We start from the raw sequence: 19,206 nt of genomic DNA, 5'->3' as shown, positions 1-19,206 counted from the left end.
AACTAAACTAATTTTTATGTATTTTATTACTCAAGGTTTCTGATATGAGATGATTTGACGATCTGCAATAGAAAAGGGCTATAACAGGTGAGAGTAAAGTCTTGAAGACAAGATGAAAGATTCAATTACAGGGTGCAGGGTTACAAAGGGATTAAGCATATGGCAGGAGGTTGGGTACAAAGGAAATGGGTTCAATATCCAAAAGCGTACCAGGAATGAGAAAGCGTTTGTCTTCGTTGCCACAACGCCCAGATGAAATAGATAGACTCAAACACTACCCGGTCAATCTGATGCAGCATGAGGAAGAGGCAGCCCTCCAGTTAGCACAAAAAATCAATCACATCATTGCCAATAGCTCAAAATCAGCAATGATGCTGCAAGACATTGCCCAATTGCTAGGAGTTGCATTCAAAGTAGATTGCTGCTGCTTAGTGACTGCACACAAAGAAGTGACTGGTGGTGAAGAAATTGCTGCAAATTGGTGTCCCCAAGAGTATTTAAATTCGTCGCCTGATGAAATATTCTCACTAGAGCAGCTGGATTTACCAGTAGTGCAATGTGCTGGTGAACCGACTATAGAGGACATTGCCACAATTCAAAACAGTCTGAAAATAGGATGCCAACAAGTGCCGATACCATTTAAATCGGTTCTGGCAATTACTACCCATTTTGGAAACAAAAAGAACGGCGTAATTAACTTAATTAAGTCCCAGCTATATGATTGGAGTGAGTCAGAAAAATATTTGCTCACAGCAGTGGAGTCAGTTTGCGCGATCGCTTTAGAACAAGTAGCACAAGCACAGCTGATCACTTCACAACAGCAATTTCTCCAAACTTGTGCCAAGCATCAAAACCTGATCAAGCAATTGACAATACTTGGTCGCAGCAACTTGGAGATTAATCAAATGCTTCAGGTGGCGATCGCATCTACTGCCGAGGCTTTAGAAGCAGACCGGGGTTTGATTATATTACTCAAATATACTGATCCGCTATTTAGAAATTTATTCAAAAAACAAATTCCCAAAGCGAAAGCTACTGTTATTGGTGAATGGTCTAGACAGCCAGAAAATTTTTACATTGAGAAACAAGATAACCAAGATCATTCCTTCTGGCTTTCAGAGTGTGGAATTAGTCGCCGCGCCTTTACAGCAGAGTCTGGCAAGCCTGTAATTATTAATGACACCAAAGATAGACGTAAGGATACCTCCACAATTGCCCAAGCGTTTATTTTAGAAAAATTGCCTGCAATGTTGTTAATGAGGTTGGAGAGTCAAGGCAAAGTTTTGGGATTTTTAGCACTACAGCAAACCCAACCTCGTTACTGGCATACAGCAGAAATCAACATGGTAGAAATGGTCTGCGCTCAACTCAGCAATGCCATCATTCAAACACAGACGCTGCGGCAAGTACAAATGTTAGTTGATGAGCGCACATCCCAATTGCAGCGCAGTCTAGACGTTCAAGCGAAACTCTATGAAAGAACAAAGCAATATGTTGAGCAATTGCGAGAACTCAACAAACTCAAAGATGAGTTTTTAAGTAACATGAGCGATCGCCTACGCTATCCTTTAACCAACATGCGTATGGCTTTGCGTATGCTGCGTCAACCAGGAAGAACCCCCGAACAGCAAACCAGGTATCTGGATATTTTGGAGGAGGAGTGTACAAAAGAAATTAACTTGATCAATGACTTGTTGACACTCCAGAAGCTAGAGAATCATCAAGAACCCCCGCAATTTGAAACCTTAGATTTAAATAGTAGAATCCAAGACATATCAGCATCTTTTGAGAAAAAGCTGGTAGACAAAGGATTAAATATTTCTTATGAGTTACCGGAACAATCTCTAGAATTAAAAACCGAACTAGAAAGTTTTGACCGCATCTTACAGGAACTTTTAACTAATGCGGTGAAATTCTCAGAACGAGATACTATCATCAAACTACAAGCCACACACCAAGTTATTCAACAGGTTGATCGAGTTATTATTAAAGTAATTAATATAGGACATGGCATCTCAGAGGCAGAAGGAACCTATATTTTCGATGCATTCCGTCGCGGTAGAGGAAGATGGACTCCTGGCACTGGCTTAGGACTTGCTCTGGTAAAATCCTTAGTGCAGCATTTGAGTGGGGAAATCGCTGTGGAAAGTACCCCGATTGAGGATACAGATCTCAGCCAAATCTGTTTTACCTTAAATCTGCCCCAATTTTCTGACCAAAACAAAACCTACTCCGAAAGTGACTGAAGAAAAATATACACCAGAAGAACTCAACTTGATCGCCATTGAAGACGAAACAAACCTCGAGGCGAAAGATTTACAAGCTGTGGCTGTTAAAATCGAGAAAATCACCGACAGACAGCGACAAATCACTGCTACAATTCAAATTCCCCAATCGGTGACAAAAGTTTGGGAAGTACTCACCAATTATGAAGCCTTAGCCGACTTCATCCCCAACTTAGCCCACAGTCGTTTACTGGAACATCCCAACGGTGGTATTCGTTTAGAACAAATAGGTTCTCAGCGCTTTTTACGCATGAATTTTTCTGCGCGTGTAGTTCTCGATCTTGAGGAACACTTTCCTAAAGAAATTACTTTCCAGATGGTAGAGGGCGATTTTAAAGATTTCTCTGGTAGCTGGTGCTTAGAGCCTTATTCTCTAGGTCAACAAACAGGGACTAGTCTGTGCTACACAGTCAAAGTTTGGCCTAAACTTACTATGCCCATAGGAATCATTGAGCGTCGCCTTGCGAAAGACCTGCAACTAAATCTGCTGGCAATTTACCAACGTTTAGAGGGTTAAGGTAGCCGACTTCCAACAAGCATGACGTTATCCGATTTTAGATTTTGGATTTTGCGAATAGGACACAACAATATTCAACATACAGTCTATCACCAGTGCGATTTAAGGGACTGTAAGATGAATGAAAGCGTCACCAAGATAATTCCTATAGTTATAAATAAGAGCGGATTAAGCCTTCAAAGATAAGGTTGGCAACTTTCTACCTAAGCAAATATCTTCATCTGTGATTGTATTTAGGGCTTTAGATGCAGAAAATCTAACTACAGTTGGAGACGACTAACCGACAATGCAGTTTTGATTAATATAACAATTTGAGCAAATCTTACTTCATTTCCTTCTAGGTTAGACTCGCTAAACTAAATGTTAGGAACTGCTTGGATTCTGATTCTAATTTGCAACAGAAAGATTTCTCATGTCGAACGATAACGAGCAAGCCAAAGCAGACCATCCGCTTGGGTGGAATGTCCCGAGTATCAACGATCTGCGCTCTGCGATCAAACATATCAAGAAATTCAAAGGGCAATACATTGAAACGGATCATCCTGTCGATCCCAAAGCAGAACTTGCTGGGGTATACCGATACATGGGTGCAGGTGGAACCGTAATGCGACCAACCCGGATAGGCCCAGCGAAACGAAGCGCACCAAGTTTATGTTCCTCCCAAACCCATCGACCCCAAGGAGATACCCAGCGCCATCCGCTCCTTTTTAGATGGCAACAACCTTCCTTCTAAACCGATGAATGCAATCCGCCTCTCCACCGTGAACGAAGAGGGCTGGCCTCATTCATCGCTCTTGAGCGTGGGTGAAGTTCTGGCTTTACCCAATGCAAAAATTCGATTCGCGATCTCTGCGAGAGCTAGCACAACAGCGAACTTGCTGCGAGATGGGCGGCTGACGATGGTCATTCCATTTGAGAAGGGCGTGTGCGAGATGCGGATGCGAGTGCAACAGATTAATCAGGAGGTCGAAGGCGTGCCCCTAACCTTCTTCGAGGCTCAAATCGAAAGTATTCGCCATCTTTTGCTACGTATGCTGATGTCTTGTCTGGAGAAACTTTCTCTCTGCACGAACCGCAAGCGGTATTTGCACGGTGGGACAAGCAAATAGCCCTTCAAGAGTCTGATAAGGCATTATGCGTGAAACTTACTGCTCTGCATGAAACTTGTAAATTTCATGCTTTATCTGAACAAGCAGATCGCGTACTCGATTTACTTGCTCCAAATTACCACTGCGTGCAATTTGTGTGACAGCATCATTCAACTGGGTTAAAGTACACCGCAACTCAATCAATTCAGAAGGCTTGTTTTCCGTAAATCTATCGTAAGTGTTTCTTGAACCAGCCTGTTGGTTGCGATCGCTCTCACCATCACGTTAAAACTTTCTAAGATTACTGAGGTTGAAATAAATCATTTCCAATCCAATCAATATGATCGTTGGGGGTTTGGGAAGGCATTACTCCCACAAAGTTTGCAGCATCGTCAATGCTTAAGGTGCCGTTATACCTAGCTTGCATCGGGTAAGGAAATATCGGTCTTGTTCTGACAATGTTTGCATTGCTGCTTGTTGATCCTTGGGTTGGATTACTAAAACCACCGCTTGCTGAGTTATTAGCCGTTTGGGATGCAATGACTTTGGTAGGTGGCTTACCTTGTTCAACCCATGCCACGATCGGTGTGAGCCAATCCACGCGGCTCGGACCCGTTCCACCTTGACAGTGATACACTCCAGACAGTGATACACTCCAGGCAGCATAAATAATCTGGCAAACGATTGCACCTTGGCAAGACCACCCATTGTGTCTTGAACTGCCTGATAGTAAGCGAGCGTGCCTTGAGGGGGAATTGCTGGATCAGCCCACCCATGATAGAGAATCAGTTTTCCACCGCGATCGCGAAACGCTTTGAGGTTAGGGTTGGTCGCATTGTACACTTTGCCCAGAGGACGCAGTCGCTCAAAGCCAAGAGCTGTAAATTGCCAGTCTTTGTAGGAAAACGATGCAGGGGGACTCTTGGGAAAGGCGAGATATTTCAGATAGCTGTTGGAGATCTCCGCTGCCATTGGCGGCATTCTAGTTGTGCCGATGCTCGCACCTGCCCACCCAAGTTCTGACCCAATCGTTTGGCTACCTGGATAAAGGAGCTTGCCCTGACGATCTACAGCACCCTGATAAAGTTTATTGACGACTGCAATCTGAGCCGTTGTTAAACAGCTTGCAGTAGCGCGATGATCAGGACAACGAAGCGATTGGGGCTTAAAAGTACAGACTCTTGGATCGGTGATTTGTCCATCGACTAGACCATCTTTACCGTCACAATCCGCGATCGCAGCCTTATGAATCAGCGCGAGTTTATCAACGGGCAGAATGGGATTTCCTTGCGAATCTTGGTTCGCGCGCCCATTCCACGTTTCGTATTCTCCATTGAGTGGTGCTTGGATGACAGCGGGTGCGCCAGCAATGATGCCAAGCAATGTAACATGCTCTGAGCGATAGCCGAAGTCAGCCCGCAGTTGGGGTTGATCCAGTCCCCAGAGTGCGCTCGCTGCGCCTATGCCGCCGCCAACGTGTCCGGTATTGTCGAACGCAACTGCAAAGTTTTGATTAAGTGCAGCAATAGATTCAGGTGAAGCTCTCAAACTGCCACAATATCCACCACAGCCAACTTGAAGGTAGCGACGATTCCAATTTTGGGTAGGCAACTGCACCTCAAATTGAATCTGGGGTGTCACGTACCCTTTGACATCGCAGTATTCAGGAGTTTGAGCGGTAGCAGGAACGACTTGAGTAGAAAGGATTGCGGTGGGCGCATCGGGAATAGCTGCAAAATCTCTCTGAGTTAAAACGCTACAGGGATTAGATGGCGTGGATTGTATCGGGACTTGTGCGATCGCACAAGTCTGGGATAATCTTGCCTTAGAGCTTAACAGCAAGTCTGAAAATAAAAGGGCGATGAGCAAGAAGCACAGAACGAGCGAGCTATCTCGGAACAATGATTGCAGTCTTTGACATCTGACAATAAATCTCCTCTGATTGTTTGCAGTCTAAATTCCCATTATTCCGCATCTGGAAAGCGCAAAAATCAGTTCAGATGCTTATTACTCACAACTGAAGCTCTCACCAAGCGACAGCGGAACACGAATGCGATCAGAAAGCTTAGTGTCGTGTGAGACAAGTTTTTTGATTTAGTCGCAGCCTGTAGAAACAGGCGAACGGAATAGTAAAAAAACACTCCACAAGCTGTTTAGCATAGCCGTGGAGTATTTTTATCGTATCAACTTTAGATACCCCCAGGGGAATTCGAATCCCCGTTACCTCCGTGAAAGGGAGGTGTCCTAGGCCTCTAGACGATGGGGGCGCGGGTCACACTTTTATTAATCTAACGGCTTTTACTTTTGATGTCAACAGTTTAAATGAATAATTTGATAGCAAAATTTTAAATTGCAGCAGGTTAAACTGGGTGGAAGCAAAAGTGATTCATTGCCAAGGGTTAAAAAATGCACTTTAGGAGGTAAAAATGGCACTGAAAAGCTGATAAATCAAGCATTAGGGTCGTTACCACTTTACCAATCCTCCGGAGCAAGTGTATCATAGGTAACTAAGTATAAAAACTTTTCTGCTTAGTAAAGAGTATTCAAGTTGTGATATTGCATCAGGTAAATAGAGTCTTTACAATTCTTTACAAGAGATTTTGAAAAACATAGCTCAAAATCTACAACATGGAAGCATCTTTTGAAATCACCTTGCAGATGGTTATTGCCGTCGTTGCCGGCATAAGCGCTCAGGTAGTAGCTGCGTACCTGCGAGTACCCAGTATAGTATTTTTATTGCTGTTTGGTATTCTGCTTGGCTCTGACGGATTTGGCCTGTTGCATCCTCATTTGTTAGGCACTGGATTAGAAGTTATTGTTGCTTTGGGAACAGCAATAATTTTGTTTGAAGGCGGACTAAACCTAGAATTGCGAGAGTTAAACAAAGTTTCTACAAGTTTGCAATTACTCGTAACTTTAGGAACTTTAATCACGTTACTTGGTGGGAGTATGGCGGCTCATTGGCTAGGTGAATTTCCTTGGCCGATCGCTTTGCTATTCGCCTCTCTAGTAGTGGTTACAGGCCCGACGGTAATTAGTCCTCTGCTCAAACAAATTAATGTGGAACGACAAGTTGCCACATTGTTAGAGGGTGAAGGAGTGTTAATTGACCCTGTTGGAGCTATTCTAGCTGTTGTGGTGCTGAACACGATCTTAAATGATAACGCCGATCCCTTTGGTGCTATCAGCAGCTTGCTTATGCGGCTAGGTCTTGGTGGCATAATTGGGGCAGTAGGCGGCTGGTTGATGGCGTTAATTTGCAAATATGCCAATTTTCTCTCTTTTGAGGTCAAGAACCTAGTAGTCTTGGCTGGTTCCTGGGGCTTATTTGCATTAGCACAAATGCTTCGCAGTGAATCAGGATTGATGGCGACTGTAGTCGCTGGTGTGATATTTGGAACTGCTTCAGTCCCAGAAGAACGACTACTGCGACACTTTAAAGGTCAGTTGACGATTTTGTGCGTTTCAGTCTTATTTATCTTACTGGCTGCTGATTTATCTATTGACAGTTTGTTTGCACTAGGTTGGGGCAGTTTATTTACTGTTTTGGCGTTAATGTTTCTTGTGCGTCCAATCAATATTCTCTGTTGTACTTGGAACAGTGACTTGAACTGGCGACAAAAATTGTTTCTTAGCTGGGTTGCTCCCAGAGGGATTGTTTCTGCTTCTGTAGCTTCTTTATTTGCAATTTTGTTGACCCAACACGGCATTAACGGTGGTGATGCCATTAAAGCCCTTGTCTTCTTGACAATCATCATGACAGTTTTCTGTCAGGGACTAACGGCTGGCTGGATTGCTAGGTGGCTGGAAATTACCTCCAAAGAAGCGACAGGGGCGGTAATTGTTGGTTGCAATCCTCTAAGTATTTTAGTTGCTCGCCTGCTGCAAGAACGGGGGGAAGCAGTTGTGATGATCGACACTGATCCTGAAGCTAGTAAACAAGCCCAAGCCGAAAATTTGCGAGTGTTAACCAGCAGCGCTTTGGATGCCAATGTTTTAGAAGAAGCAGGATTGGCTTCAGTGGGGACTTTTTTGGCGATGACCAAAAATGGCGAGGTGAATTTTGTTTTGGCACAACGAGCCGCAGAAGAGTTTAACCCACCTCGCGTCTTAGCAGTTTTCCCCCGTGATCCCCAAGCCACTAATGGTACAAATAATACTAAAGTCAGCCAGGCTTTCATTTCAGACCTGCAAATTAAAACCTGGAATCAATATCTCAACGATGAGCAAGTGAAGCTAGGGATAACAACACTCAAAGAACCTGGTTTTTCATTACAAAAGGTTCAGTTGCAGGCATTAATCCGGACTGGCGAGTTAGTACCACTCTTTTTAGAACGGGATGAGAAATTGCAGATCATGCCTGCGGGTGAAGCTTGGCAAAGTGGCGATCGCATCATCTACCTATTGCACGATCCCAGACCGAAGCTTTTAAAACGCTTATCGGGTGGTAGAGACTCAAATCGCCTCTCTCTAGAAAAATTACCAGAGGTTGAGGAAATCCCGATCGCTAAATTATCTCAACTTTCTGCCAGTGATGCTCCTGCACCTTGAATCTGACTTGGTGGCAAGCTAGCACCTTCAGAGTTGAGAAGCTGAGCTTTCATTTGTTTTTCTTGCCACAATACGCTGAATAAATGCACGCCAGAAATGATGATGGCAGCAATTGAAAGAATATAACTGTGTATGGTGTAAAGTCTTTGGATAGTTAGCGTACTAATTGCACCACCAGTCAGGATTTCGCGTAGCTGCGAACCAATCAAAGGAATCGCTTCAATGGTTCCTAACTCAATACTAAAACGCCAGAATCCTTCTTGATCCCAGCTTAAAATCATTGCTGTCCAACTTAACCCAATGGCAACGAGAGTGAAGAAAATCGCACTGATCCAGGCTGATAACCAACTCTTGCGAAATTGTCTGCCCAAAAATAACACCACGATTTGCACAAGTGCGATCGCAATCACTCCATTACCAGCTAAATTGTGGGCTTTGCGGAACAACCAGCCATATTGCACTTGCTCTGTAATCAATTTCAACGACTGATAAGCCCTACCTGCTGCTGGTTCATAGTAAAAAGACAACAAGATACCAGTAGAAGCTGCAACCAAAGATAGGGTAATAATAACGACAGATAATACAGTGGCTATGCGCCGCATAATCCTATTAAACTCGGTGCTTTCCATAACTCACCGCTCCTTTTATTAGCCAATAATGTACTTTTATAACAATTTTATCTAAGAAATATTAAGAAAGTATAATCACCAATTCACAATCTAAGCGAGAGAACAAGAGGAAAAGGGAAGAATTGGTGACTATAAATTATTCTCCTGACACTCCCCACTGCCCCTAATCCCCACCAGGGGCCGGTGAGTTCCCCATCTCCCCTCTACCTCGTCTCAGGATCATGCAATCGATAGCACATACTTTTATCTAATTGAACTCGCTCAAATGATTTATCCAGATTGATAGTTGTTTCGCCACTACCTAGAAACAAGTAACCATCAGGTCTTAATTGTTGCTTAACTTTATTCAGCAAGTTTTTTTTGGTTGATATATCAAAGTAGATTAAAACATTGCGTAAAAAAATAACGTCGATTTGGGGCAGGGATGACCAAGGTTGCACGATATTTATCTGGCGAAACTCAACCATTTGGCGAATTTCTTCGTGAATTTGCCACTCACTATCTAGCTTTTGAAAGTACTGTTCACAGAAATTTTTAGGCAACCCACGCTTAATTTCCAGTTGGTTATAACGCCCCTGACGGGCCCGCGCTAATACCTTGCTGGAAAAATCGCTAGCAATCAGCCTTACTGACCAATTGACAAGCATGGGAAAATGGGCGTGCAGCAGCATAGCAATACTGTAAGGTTCCTGTCCATGAGAGCAAGCAGCGCACCAAATATTTAGCGATCGCTCAATTGCCCGTTTTTTGAGCAATTCTGGTAGCACAAATTGTTTGAGTGCTTCAAAGGGATAGACATCACGGAAAAATGAGGTTTCATTGGTGACTAGTGCCTCAACCGTTTGAATGTGCAGATTGTTGAACGGTTGACTTCGTAGGTAACTTACCAAATTAGCGATTCCAGCAAATCCTGCTGATTCGGCAATTGGCTGTAAATGCAATTCTGCCAAGTAGCTTTTATCAGCATCCAAGACAACTGCGGAATGACGATGAACTAATTGACGCAGATAATCAAAATCAGTAGTGCTTATACCCATAATCTGCTGCATTACTGATCCAAAAGAATTCGTCGGATGATCTCATCTGCCATGCGATCAAGTCCCACAACTTGATCAGCAAGTCCAGCATTCACCACGAAACCAGGCATTCCCCAAACCACACTACTAGCTTCGTCTTGTGCTAGCACTTGTCCACCGACTTCACGGATACATTGACAGCCATACAACCCATCTTGTCCCATGCCTGTAAGTATAACTGCGAGTGTCCCAGCACCATACACTTGTGCAACCGAACGAAAGAGGACATCAACTGAAGGGCGACAGGAATTTTCCGGGGATTGCTGATGTGTAGCCAATCGAACCACAGCTTTGTCACGTTGCACGATCATGTGAAAATCTCCTGGTGCAATCCAGATGTGTCCTGGTTCTACTATGACTCCAGAAACAGCTTCTTGAACTGGGATTTGACACTTAGAGGATAATCTTTCAGCTAATAGTTTTGTAAACATCGGAGGCATATGTTGCACAATCAGGATCGGAACCGATAAATTGGCTGGAAGCTCACAAAGTAGTGTGGCCAGAGCATTAGGTCCTCCAGTAGAAACTCCAATTGCTACAACATCCACCCGATTTATATTCGTACGGGTAGGAAAAGCAACTGCATGAGCGATTTTGGTTGGCTTGAAAGAAGGACTAGTTACTGCACCAAATACCTTGATTTTGGGAATCAAGTCCTCGCGGATATGTTGGTTGATTGCCTCCACATTCCCTAAATTACTGGGTTTGGTTGCATAATCTGAAGCACCTAAAGATAGAGCTTCAAGTGTTGCACTTGCTCCGGTATACGTGGAGGTGCTGAACATAATCACCGACAGTTGGGGATAAGTTTGTCGAATCGCAGCTAGGGTTTCTAAACCGTTCATCTCCGGCATTTCGACATCTAAAATCACAACATCGGGATTTACATGAGGAATCTTAGCAAGAGCAATGCGACCATTGGCAGCAACCCCTACAACTTCTAACTCTGGATCGCTGGACAAAATTTTACTAACTCGACTACGAACTACCACTGCGTCATCTACAACCAGCACCCGAATTTTTGGCATAAGAGTTATCAGTTATCAGTTATTAGTTAGTAGAGACGCGAGGAACATCTCGTCTGTACATTAGTTTTCAGGTAATTTTTATTATCTTTACTGTTCACTGTTGACTGAAATTAATACTTAAAATTGTTGACGACTTTCTGTAAATCTACTGCCATCCGAGCTAGTTCTGTAGCTGCTTCAGATGTGTTACTGGCTCCAATTGTTGTACTTTGAGCATTGAGCGCTACAATCCCAATATTTTTGGCAATATCCGAGGTTCCTTTGGCTGCTTCAGCTATATTGCGAGCGATTTCATTAGTGGTTGCTGTTTGCTCCTCAACTGCACTGGCGATCACAGTTTGTAGATCATTAATTCGGTTGATAATTTCAGTAATCTGAGTAATAGCAGCAACCGCACCTTTAGTATCGGTCTGAATAGCTTCTATTCGCTGGCTAATATCCTCAGTAGCATTTGCCGTTTGCTTGGCTAATTCTTTGACTTCGTTAGCAACTACAGCAAATCCTCTTCCTGCATCCCCAGCTCTTGCTGCTTCAATTGTGGCATTGAGTGCGAGTAAATTTGTTTGTCCTGCGATCGAGGTAATGACTTTTATGACTTTGCCAATTTCAACGCTACTTTGACCGAGTTTGTCTATGGTTTCGTTGGTGCGATCAGCAGTTTTAGCGGCTTCATTTGCCACCTTTGCACCTTCCGCGACAGTTTTAGCTATTTCTCGAATGCTAGCATTCATTTCTTCCACCGCAGTTACAACTGTAGTGGTATTCTGACTGACTTGTTCTGCTGAGGCGGATGCAGAAGTGGCTTGTTCTGCGGTTTGTTTGGCATTTTCTGTCATTTCCTTACTAACAGCAGTCAGTTCTTCAGCAGAAGATGCAACTGCTGTCGCTACATCTGCCATTTGGCGGATTGATGACCTTAAGTTGTGAATCATCTGATTGGCGTTATCACTAAGCTGTTGAAACTCTCCAGCATTGGCTGCTTCGATGCGCTGAGACAAGTTTCCTTGAGCAACAGCAAGGGTGACATCATTTATACTTTTGATCTGCTCTGTGAGATTTGCAGACATTTGGTTTAAGTTGTCGAGTAATTCTTGCCAAGAACCCTTAGCACCTTTAACAACTGCTTGAGAACCGAGTTTTCCCTCCGTACCAATTTCAGATGCCAGGCGAGCAACTTCTTTAGTAACATTTTGGTTCAAACTCACCCATTCATTAAAAACTGAGGCAATTTCCCCCAAACCATTGTTCTCGACTGGTAAACGAACAGTAAAATCGCCATTTTTGGCTGCTTTTAATGCTTTTAGTAACGGCTGCAATTGCACATCTGTTGTAGTTTGATTGGTTTCGGTCGAATCTGCACTGTTGACCGAGGAAGATTTAGAATTGGCTGTTTTCCCAGATCGACTTGTAGCCATTTGCCAAGCACTCCTAAATTATCAGTTAGAGACGCGATGAATCGTGTCTGTACAATTATCAGTTAGAGATGCGATGAATCGGTCTGTACAGTGATCAGTTAGAGATGCGATGAATCGCGTCTGTATAGTTATCAGTTATCAAATTAAACTGGTCACTGTTAACTGTTAACTGTTCACTGATTTAAAGTCTCTAGAATTTTTTCGGTGTCTAGAACTAACAGAAAACCTTCTGCAAGGGGATAGGCTCCTGCTAGCATTTGACGCATTTTACCTTTTAACGTTGCGGGTGGGGGCACAAAGGTGTTCTCTGTAAACTCCAATACATCCCCGACCTGATCAACGAGTAAACTAGCTACTTCATAATCAGAACATACAATGATATTAAACCCCTGGGCTTCATCTTCCAGGTGAGTTGTTGATCGCACTGCTGATTCACCCATATCTAATCGCAGCTGCAAATCGATGACAGTGATAATTTGTCCCCGCAGGTTAATTAATCCACAAATATCTGCTGGTGCTAAAGGTACACGAGTCATAACTTGGGGACGAATTACTTCTTGAACATGCTGTACATCAATACCAAAGAAAATTTCGTTGAGAAAAAAGGTACACAATTGTTGTTGAGGTTGAGTCATTGTTTTTGAAGAGGTGGGGAGGACACGGGGGACACGGGGGACAAGGGGGAAGCGGATAGAATTATGATTATTTCACTGCTTCACGCGTCTTCCCCTCTCTGTGTCACCGTGTCACCGCGTCTTCTTTAGTGGCTTGCAGCAAGTGGGGGTTAGCAATGTGAATCACGGCTTCTATGTCAAGAATTTCAGTGATTTGATTTTGAATAACTGTATACAAAAGAACGCCTGGTCTACTGGGGGTACCATTAATTGTCAGTGGTTCTTCTACAATGTCGAGAATGCACTCAACTACTAAACCGACACTCAGTTGTGGGGAAGGGGAGACAATCACAATTGGGAGTGGATCGCTTAGCGTTGCTAAAGCTTGATCATTGAGATGATTTTGATGGCGATCGCCAAAAATATTTTGTAAATCAATTAATGGCAAAATTTCACCGTAAGAGCGGACTACGTACTGATTACCTACTTTTTCTATAGTAGAAGGGGGAATTTCTTCGAGCCGTAAGGCGATTGTCAGGGGAATTCCCATGCGTGCGCCTTGGGGACCCTCAAACAACAAAACCATTTGGCGATCGCTTACTTGCTCTTGGTTATTTCTAATTGTTGCACTCGATAGTAGCTGTTTTTGTTTTGCACTCACACCAGCTTGATTTGCTAAAGCGATCGCATCAATAATCAACGCTACTGTGCCATCTCCTAAAATAGTGGCTCCTGCAAATAGGGATAGCGCTTGCAACTGCTTTCCTAGAGATTTAACAACAATGTCTTGAATGTCTTCAATCGTGTCTACAACTAATCCAAATTGATAGTTATCAGCTTGGACAATGACCAAACTCAGTGTTTCTACGTTGCTGATGTTATCTGGAAGTTGCAAAACTTGATTTAAGTAAACCAATGGCACGAGATTACCGCGCAAGCGATACACTGGTACATCGTAAAATGTCTCAATACTATTTAGTGCTTGCTCTCCTTCTAAACGCACTAGTTCTTGTAAATTTACTTGGGGAATGCCATAGCGATCGCCTCCACTGCTGACAATTAATGCTGGGATAATTGTCAAAGTCAAGGGCATTTTAATTTTAAATGTTGTTCCCTGTCCCGGCTGGCTGTAAATTTCAATACTACCGTTCAGTTTCTCGATATTGCTTTTGACAATATCCATCCCAAACCCTCGTCCTGAAAGGTTATTAACCTGTTCAGTGGTTGAGAAGCTAGGTAAAAAAATTAAGTTCATAGCTTCCGACTCAGTCAGCGTCGCCGCCTGTACAGCGCTGACTAAACCTAGTTGCTGCGATCGCTCTTTGAGTTGTTCTGGATCAAGACCACGACCATCATCACCAATTTCAATATTGACTTTACTACCTTCATAAAAAGCTTTGAGAAATAAGCATCCGATGCTTGATTTTCCATTAGCTACTCGCTGTGTTGGTAATTCAATACCATGATCGATGCAGTTGCGGACTAAATGAATTAACGGGTCTTTAATTGTTTCAATAATACTTTTATCCAGTTCCGTATCTGCCCCTTGCATTTCTACTTGGACTTGTTTACCGAGTGCGATCGCTAAATCACGAATCACGCGAGGGAATTTTTGCCAGATAGTACTAATTGGTTGCAGACGAGTTTTCATCACTCCTTCCTGCAACTCACTTGTAATCAAGTTAAGACGCTGACAAGTTGCAGCCAAGCTAGTATCTTGAAACTTGTTACTCAAGCCGATCATCTGGTTACGGGTTAAAACGAGTTCACCCACCAAATTCATCAGCTGATCAAGCAAATCAACATTAACTCGGATATAGGAAGATTCTGATGCAGTGAAAGTGGAAACATCTGGAAGTTCACCGTCGAGAAAAATGGGTGTAGGGATATAAGGATGTGGGGGTGTAAGGGAGGAAAAAGTGTTTATTTGATTTGTATTGGGTAGCGCCTCGTCAGTGTGGCTACTCTGAAGCAATTGCACAGGTTCACTAGGCTGTTGCACTTGAGTATTCCCAGCCAGATGAGATGTGGGTTTAGTCTGTTGTAATTCCGTCAAAGCCTTGATGAGTGCAGAATAATCGTTGTCCCCCTCATGCCTAGTGTTTTTAATTTGAGATAGAATCTGTCGGATGCTGTCAACTGTTTGCAGTAAGATATTAATAATTTGAGGAGTGAGTACTAAATTGCGATCGCCGCCAGGCTGCTGCTTTGCTGCATCGCGCACAGATGAAAGCAAACTTTCCCCTGCATGTGCAAGCGCTTCTAATTTCGGAAACGGTAGAAAGCCACAGTTTCCTTTTAACGTGTGGAGTGAGCGATAAATACGAACTAGCGCTTCTCCATCAGGAGATGCTTTTTCTAAATCGATAATATTTCGTTCAATTTGATCCAGATTTTCATAGCTCTCAACTAAAAAAGCCTCTATGTCATCGTCAATTTCTGCTAACTCCATTTGGTTGATATACTTGAATTTTTCATGTTTTGTGTTAATAGTAACCTGATTTGAAAACAAGGAATAGGGAACTCTTAACACAGAATTCAGAGAAAACCTAAATTTTTATGCTATTTACTACAACATTTCACATATTCGTAGCGAAGTCTAAGCAGAAAAACTCTGCGAACCTCCGCGCTTTCCTCCGCGTCCCTCTGCGTTTCACGATCAACCAATGTACCTTTTTAGAGAGATGTATGTATAACTTAATCCTGAAAAGATTGAATTTACTTGAAATGATAAATTGAAGAGAATGTTGAGGCTTCCCGTGTCTCACACCTAATTAAAGTGCAGAAAAAAGATTAATTTCAACAAATCTCCCGATACATAGGCATTTTAATTTTAGCATCATTGAATTTATAAATCTTTTTATTATTTCATATAACTATAAATTTAGATTTTATTTAAATTAAGAATCCAGATTTTAACATATTAATTTTATACTTCATTTATATCGAGATTAGTTAATTACTTATAATAAAAAATCTCACTCTGCCTGCCGTACTCTTCTCCTTACCAATCAGAAGTGATGGCAGTGAAGTTAAATGGAAATTATAAGTAATCATCTGAACTTTATATTAGTCATAGTATTATCAACATAAAATTAATTGAGTATGAGTAAAACATCAAAAGGGTAAAGCTGATGGCGTTAATTCTAATTATTGATGATGCAGCTTTTTCTCGCAGAATGATTCGCAAATTTCTGCAAGCAGACGGCTATGAAATTCTAGAAGCAACCAATGGACGCGAGGGATTAGAAATAGTTCACAATCATAAACCGAATTGCGTGTTAGCGGATCTTTTAATGCCAGATATGAATGGCTTTGAATTCCTCCAGGCTTTACAAAATGAAGGATTGAAAGTTCCTACTATTATCATTTCTGCCGATATCCAGGAAGGATCACGCAATAAAAGTTATAATTTGGGAGCAGTTAACTTTATCAATAAACCACCAAAAGAACATGAACTGCGAGAGGCGGTTCAACAAGTTCTTCATAATAAGGAATGAAGTTCCCATGAATGTGACAGCAGATCAACTAGATGCGTTACAAGAATTGATTAATATTGGAGTTGGTCAAGCAGCAAGTTTACTCAATGAAATGCTTGATTCTCACATTCATTTGGAAATTCCATTTGTAAAAGTATTAACTGCTGCGGATACCTATCACGAATTAGCAACACGATTTCAGGATGACAGTTTAGCGACTGTCAGGCTTAGTTTTACAGGATCTTTTTATGGTACTGCTGGTTTGATTTTTCCTACAGAGAGTGCATCTACATTGGTTGCCATTTTAACTGGTGAAGAACCAGGTTCAGCTGATCTAGATGCAGTAAAAATAGGCACTTTGAGCGAGATAGGTAATATTGTGATTAATGGAGTCATGGGTTCGATCAGCAATGTGCTTAAACAACACATGAATTACACATTACCTGTTTATTTAGAAGATACTATTGAAAATTTACTATTACCTACCCGTGTAAGTGACTCCAATATTATACTTGCTCAAGCAAGGTTTGCTATTGAAAAATTAGAAATTATCGGAGACATTATTTTAATCTTTGAGGTAAGTACATTCGATGCGCTACTCAATGCAATTAATAAAGAGATTAGCGTCACCTGATGCGGAGAATTATTTTAGTGCATAAAAATATTAAAAACGGTTTGATGCAATGATGAACAAAATAGAACAAGCTCAGGAAAAATTTAGCCTTTTAGATAGAATTCCTTTAGGAGCTTTTGTTCTGCATTCAGATTGCACCGTTTTATTCTGGAATTGCTGTTTAGAGGAATGGACGAAAATTTCCAGAAGTAAGATTTTAGGAAACTCTATTTATGAATATTTTCCTCATCTAAATCATCCTCGCTATGCTAACCGTCTGCACCAAATTTTTGAAGGAGGTCCTCCTACAATCTTTTCTTCGCAATTGCATAAATATGTGATTCCTGTACCGCTACCACAGGATAGATACTGCATTCAACATACAACAGTAACTGCTGTTCCTGCATTAGATGGAGATGGATTTTATGCTCTTTTTTCAATTCAAGATGTCACTGATTTAACGTTTAGAGTTCAAGAATATAAAAACTTGCGAGATCAGGCTTTAGCAATAGCGGAAGAACGTCAACAAGCAAAAGAAGCAGCTGAAAAAGCGAACCGTGTTAAAGATGAATTTCTCGCTATTGTTTCTCATGAATTGCGTTCTCCGCTTCATCCTATTTTGGGTTGGGCAAAACTTTTGAAAAAAGGCTCATTGAACGAAGTTGCTAAAGTTCGGGCTGTGGAAACTATCGAACGGAATGCGGAACTACAGGTGCAATTAATTGATGATTTATTGGATATCTCGCGCATTCTTCGAGGTAAGTTAGCACTGAATTTAGAAACTGTTAATCTTGCTGCTATTATTGAAGCTGCTTTAGAGACAGTGCAATTAGCAGCCGAAGCTAAATCAATTCAAATTAGTCTGAATTTAGGTAAGAAGATTGGACGGGTAAAAGGTGATAGTGGACGTCTGCAACAAGTGATTTGGAATCTGCTCTCTAATGCAGTCAAATTTACCCCAACAGGCGGAAAAGTTGAAGTCTATTTAGAACAAATTGATTCTCACGTATATATTCGAGTTCAGGATACAGGACAGGGTATTAGTCTTGACTTTTTGCCCTATGTATTTGAGTACTTTCGTCAGGCAGATAGTAGCATCACCCGCAGTTCAGGTGGACTAGGACTTGGTTTGGCAATCGTACGTCAGCTTGTCGAGTTGCACGGTGGTAGAGTTTGGGCAGAAAGTCCAGGAGATGGACAAGGTGCAACATTTACGGTTAGTTTACCAGTGCTACAACAGAGTCAAAAATTAATAAGTGCAGATTACAAAGCATATGAGGCTTCTTATCCATTCTCAATGCTCCCTGTGCGGCTCGAAGGTATACAGTTGTTAGTCGTGGATGATGATGCAGATACACGCGAGTTTCTGGCCTTTTTATTAGAAGAACAGGGAGCAACTGTGACGATCGCAACCTCAGCGAATGAAGCACTTGCTGCGATCGCTCAATCAAAGCCAGATTTGCTATTAAGTGATTTGGGTATGCCAGAATTTGATGGCTACGCTTTAATTCGCAAACTGCGATCGCTACCTAGCAATCAAGGCGGAGAAATTCCAGCGATCACTTTAACTGCTTACGCCGCAGAAACGACACAACGACAAGTTTTTGCTGCTGGCTTTCAAATGCATATCGCTAAACCTGCTGATCCTGCAAAATTAGTTGCTGCAATTGCAGCACTTGTGAAGAAGTAAATCTTTATTCTTCAATTTTGAAATGTAAAGAGCGATCATCGCCACTGAGGAAGGCTATGCGCGATCTCACATTGTTACGTTGTAAGTAGAAATTGAGTTGTGGTTACGAACGTTGTTTCATCCATAGAGAACATCAAAGCGTTTGTCACAAATGTTTTAACGTTGCTTATTAACGTTGTTTCATCCATAGAGAACATCAAAGCGTTTGTCACAAACGTTTT

Annotated in this window: 14 protein-coding genes, 1 tRNA gene and 1 pseudogene; 7 read left to right on the top strand and 9 right to left on the bottom strand. The window is 42.1% G+C overall.

The features are described from left to right. The first annotated feature begins 185 nt into the window (after nucleotides 1-185). From RS893_RS20920 to RS893_RS20910, 3 genes are all read left to right on the top strand, one after another. Nucleotides 186-2,246 (top strand): GAF domain-containing sensor histidine kinase, encoded by a 2,061-nt coding sequence (locus tag RS893_RS20920; protein WP_315787545.1) that lies wholly within the window; start codon nucleotides 186-188, stop codon nucleotides 2,244-2,246. Then, nucleotides 2,239-2,802 (top strand): SRPBCC family protein, encoded by a 564-nt coding sequence (locus RS893_RS20915; protein WP_315787543.1) that lies wholly within the window; start codon nucleotides 2,239-2,241, stop codon nucleotides 2,800-2,802. The genes RS893_RS20920 and RS893_RS20915 overlap by 8 nt, the downstream gene beginning before the upstream one ends. A 668-nt stretch (nucleotides 2,803-3,470) precedes the next feature. Continuing rightward, nucleotides 3,471-3,911 (top strand): pyridoxamine 5'-phosphate oxidase family protein, encoded by a 441-nt coding sequence (locus RS893_RS20910; protein WP_315792057.1) that lies wholly within the window; start codon nucleotides 3,471-3,473, stop codon nucleotides 3,909-3,911. Nucleotides 3,912-4,191: 280 nt separating this feature from the next. Here RS893_RS20910 and RS893_RS30350 read toward each other — a convergent pair whose 3' ends face one another. From RS893_RS30350 to RS893_RS20900, 3 genes and pseudogenes are all read right to left on the bottom strand, one after another. Further along, nucleotides 4,192-4,491: a tannase/feruloyl esterase family alpha/beta hydrolase gene (locus tag RS893_RS30350; protein ID WP_396336376.1), complete on the bottom strand. Its 300-nt coding sequence runs from the start codon at nucleotides 4,489-4,491 to the stop codon at nucleotides 4,192-4,194. 71 nt (nucleotides 4,492-4,562) lie between these two features. Further along, nucleotides 4,563-5,732: pseudogene (locus RS893_RS20905) on the bottom strand (tannase/feruloyl esterase family alpha/beta hydrolase); the annotation flags it as partial. Nucleotides 5,733-6,084: 352 nt separating this feature from the next. Then, nucleotides 6,085-6,157: transfer RNA gene (locus RS893_RS20900), tRNA-Glu, on the bottom strand. 361 nt (nucleotides 6,158-6,518) lie between these two features. On the opposite strand from RS893_RS20900, the gene RS893_RS20895 reads away from it, so the two are divergent. Next, entirely contained in the window at nucleotides 6,519-8,441 is a 1,923-nt protein-coding gene (locus RS893_RS20895; RefSeq protein WP_315787539.1) for a cation:proton antiporter, read from the top strand. Here the strand turns inward: RS893_RS20895 and RS893_RS20890 are convergent. The 6 genes from RS893_RS20890 to RS893_RS20865 all read right to left on the bottom strand — a co-directional run bounded on the left by RS893_RS20890 (nucleotide 8,408) and on the right by RS893_RS20865 (nucleotide 15,655). Continuing rightward, nucleotides 8,408-9,070, bottom strand: coding sequence for a cytochrome b N-terminal domain-containing protein (locus RS893_RS20890; protein ID WP_315787537.1), 663 nt, complete (start codon nucleotides 9,068-9,070; stop codon nucleotides 8,408-8,410). The two genes, RS893_RS20895 and RS893_RS20890, sit on opposite strands and share 34 nt — an antisense overlap. Nucleotides 9,071-9,273: 203 nt before the next feature. After that, complete coding sequence (locus RS893_RS20885) at nucleotides 9,274-10,107, bottom strand: protein-glutamate O-methyltransferase CheR (RefSeq protein ID WP_315787535.1); 834 nt, start codon at nucleotides 10,105-10,107, stop codon at nucleotides 9,274-9,276. 11 nt (nucleotides 10,108-10,118) lie between these two features. Further along, nucleotides 10,119-11,174, bottom strand: a complete 1,056-nt coding sequence (locus tag RS893_RS20880; RefSeq protein WP_315787533.1) for a chemotaxis response regulator protein-glutamate methylesterase — start codon at nucleotides 11,172-11,174, stop codon at nucleotides 10,119-10,121. A gap of 110 nt (nucleotides 11,175-11,284) precedes the next feature. Beyond that, entirely contained in the window at nucleotides 11,285-12,589 is a 1,305-nt protein-coding gene (locus tag RS893_RS20875; RefSeq protein ID WP_315787532.1) for a methyl-accepting chemotaxis protein, read from the bottom strand. A gap of 173 nt (nucleotides 12,590-12,762) precedes the next feature. Next, nucleotides 12,763-13,224 (bottom strand): chemotaxis protein CheW, encoded by a 462-nt coding sequence (locus RS893_RS20870; RefSeq protein ID WP_315787530.1) that lies wholly within the window; start codon nucleotides 13,222-13,224, stop codon nucleotides 12,763-12,765. A gap of 103 nt (nucleotides 13,225-13,327) precedes the next feature. Beyond that, nucleotides 13,328-15,655, bottom strand: a complete 2,328-nt coding sequence (locus RS893_RS20865; protein WP_315787528.1) for a chemotaxis protein CheA — start codon at nucleotides 15,653-15,655, stop codon at nucleotides 13,328-13,330. A gap of 682 nt (nucleotides 15,656-16,337) precedes the next feature. On the opposite strand from RS893_RS20865, the gene RS893_RS20860 reads away from it, so the two are divergent. Genes RS893_RS20860 through RS893_RS20850 form a run of 3 tightly spaced genes read left to right on the top strand, consistent with a single transcriptional unit; the run spans nucleotide 16,338 to nucleotide 18,985 of the window. Continuing rightward, complete coding sequence (locus tag RS893_RS20860) at nucleotides 16,338-16,703, top strand: response regulator (RefSeq protein WP_315787526.1); 366 nt, start codon at nucleotides 16,338-16,340, stop codon at nucleotides 16,701-16,703. A 7-nt stretch (nucleotides 16,704-16,710) separates the two neighbouring features. Continuing rightward, a complete protein-coding gene (locus tag RS893_RS20855; protein ID WP_315787524.1) occupies nucleotides 16,711-17,316 on the top strand; it encodes a chemotaxis protein CheC in 606 nt (201 codons plus the stop codon). 52 nt (nucleotides 17,317-17,368) lie between these two features. Continuing rightward, entirely contained in the window at nucleotides 17,369-18,985 is a 1,617-nt protein-coding gene (locus tag RS893_RS20850; protein WP_315792056.1) for a hybrid sensor histidine kinase/response regulator, read from the top strand. Nucleotides 18,986-19,206: the final 221 nt, after the last annotated feature.

This window comes from Fischerella sp. JS2, assembly GCF_032393985.1.
In the GTDB taxonomy this organism is placed as follows: Bacteria; Cyanobacteriota; Cyanobacteriia; order Cyanobacteriales; family Nostocaceae; genus Fischerella.
Note: the sequence above shows the minus strand (reverse complement) of the source record. Positions and strands in the feature narration are given on the sequence as shown.

Coding starts and splice junctions, on each gene's coding strand:
- RS893_RS20850 (WP_315792056.1), top strand. CDS start 17,369: ATGAACAAAATAGAACAAGCTCAGGAAAAATTTAGCCTTTTAGATAGA.
- RS893_RS20895 (WP_315787539.1), top strand. CDS start 6,519: ATGGAAGCATCTTTTGAAATCACCTTGCAGATGGTTATTGCCGTCGTT.
- RS893_RS20890 (WP_315787537.1), bottom strand. CDS start 9,070: ATGGAAAGCACCGAGTTTAATAGGATTATGCGGCGCATAGCCACTGTA.
- RS893_RS20870 (WP_315787530.1), bottom strand. CDS start 13,224: ATGACTCAACCTCAACAACAATTGTGTACCTTTTTTCTCAACGAAATT.
- RS893_RS20885 (WP_315787535.1), bottom strand. CDS start 10,107: ATGGGTATAAGCACTACTGATTTTGATTATCTGCGTCAATTAGTTCAT.
- RS893_RS20875 (WP_315787532.1), bottom strand. CDS start 12,589: ATGGCTACAAGTCGATCTGGGAAAACAGCCAATTCTAAATCTTCCTCG.
- RS893_RS20920 (WP_315787545.1), top strand. CDS start 186: ATGGGTTCAATATCCAAAAGCGTACCAGGAATGAGAAAGCGTTTGTCT.
- RS893_RS20860 (WP_315787526.1), top strand. CDS start 16,338: ATGGCGTTAATTCTAATTATTGATGATGCAGCTTTTTCTCGCAGAATG.
- RS893_RS20865 (WP_315787528.1), bottom strand. CDS start 15,655: ATGGAGTTAGCAGAAATTGACGATGACATAGAGGCTTTTTTAGTTGAG.
- RS893_RS20880 (WP_315787533.1), bottom strand. CDS start 11,174: ATGCCAAAAATTCGGGTGCTGGTTGTAGATGACGCAGTGGTAGTTCGT.
- RS893_RS20855 (WP_315787524.1), top strand. CDS start 16,711: ATGAATGTGACAGCAGATCAACTAGATGCGTTACAAGAATTGATTAAT.